This is a genomic window from Mesorhizobium sp. M7A.F.Ca.CA.004.12.1.1, from assembly GCF_003997835.1.
Lineage (GTDB): Bacteria > Pseudomonadota > Alphaproteobacteria > Rhizobiales > Rhizobiaceae > Mesorhizobium.
Window position 1 is genome coordinate 1 of the sequence record NZ_RZRK01001219.1, and the last position, 1,213, is coordinate 1,213.

The window sequence follows — 1,213 nt, forward strand, 5'->3', positions numbered from 1 at the left end:
CTCGGGCCGGATGGCCATCCGGCCCGAGGCTCAATCGCTTCCATCGCACATAATCATCTCGTGCAGATACAAGGGGCAGCGCTACCCTAGAACAAGTTCATCACTGCCCCGGCGCGATCAGCCTGAAATCCGGCAGCTCGCGCAAAACCAGTTCAGGCCCGGCCGGCGAATAGACGACGAAAAGCTGCATCGGCCCGTCGCCGGTGTTCAGCGTCGAATGAAAGCGGCTTTCCGGGACATAGATGGTACAGCCGGGGCCGACTTTTGCGACCACCGGATTGCCCTTTTCGTCCTCGACCATCTGCTCGCCATGACCGGAGATGACGAAGATGATTTCTTCCGCGCCCGGATGGTTGTGGCGCGTGTGGCCCTTGCCGGAGGGCAGGTCGACCACGCCGCCGGAAAAGCGGGTCGCGCCATTCACCTCCGGCGCCACCGTCAGTGCCAGTTTTCCCCAGTCGAAACCGAAGGCGCTGACGTCCTTCGGGTAGACAAATACCTTGCTCGTGTCGGTCATCGTCTCATCATCCCTTCTTTTTCTTCGTGGTCTTGTCACCACCAAGTGTCACCGCCTTGAAATCGGCCGTCTGTTTGGCGATCGCGGCTTCCGCCGGCAGCCGTTCCATCGAGCTGGCGCCATAGAAGCCGTGCAGGCCCTTGGCATGGGAGAGGATGTAGCGGGCGTCGTCGGGCATCGAGATCGGCCCGCCATGGCAAAGCAGGATGACGTCCTTGCGCACCGAGCGCGCGGCGTCGGCGATGGCATCGATCTCGACGATGCAGTCGTCGAGCGACTTGGCCGAGGTGGCGCCGATCGAGCCGCCTGTCGTCACACCCATATGGGCGACGACGATGTCGGCGCCGGCTTTTGTCATGGCGCGGGCCTCGTCGGGGTTGAAGACATAGGGCGTGGTCAAGAGATCGAGCTTGTGCGCCTCGGCGATCATGTCGACCTCGAGCCCGAAGCCCATGCCGGTTTCCTCGAAGCTTTGCCGCATGCTGCCGTCGAACAGGCCGATGGTGGGAAAGTTCTGCACGCCGGAAAAGCCCATGGTCTTCAGCTCTGCCAGCAGCAGCGGCATGATGACGAACGGGTCGGTGCCGTTGACGCCGGCCAGCACAGGCGTGTGTCTGACCACCGGCAGCACCTCGTAGGCCATTTCCTTGACGATCTCGTTGGCATTGCCATAGGCGAGCAGGCCGGCGGCCGAGC

The 1,213-nt window shown here is 62.7% G+C and carries 2 protein-coding genes; both read right to left on the reverse strand.

The features are described 5' to 3' along the window. Window positions 1-100: 100 nt before the first annotated feature. Window positions 101-517 (reverse strand): cupin domain-containing protein, encoded by a 417-nt coding sequence (locus tag EN984_RS35265; protein WP_127268329.1) that lies wholly within the window; start codon window positions 515-517, stop codon window positions 101-103. A gap of 7 nt (window positions 518-524) precedes the next feature. After that, window positions 525-1,213 (reverse strand): phosphoenolpyruvate hydrolase family protein (locus tag EN984_RS35270; protein WP_164765955.1); only part of this gene is annotated, 689 nt, incomplete at its 5' end.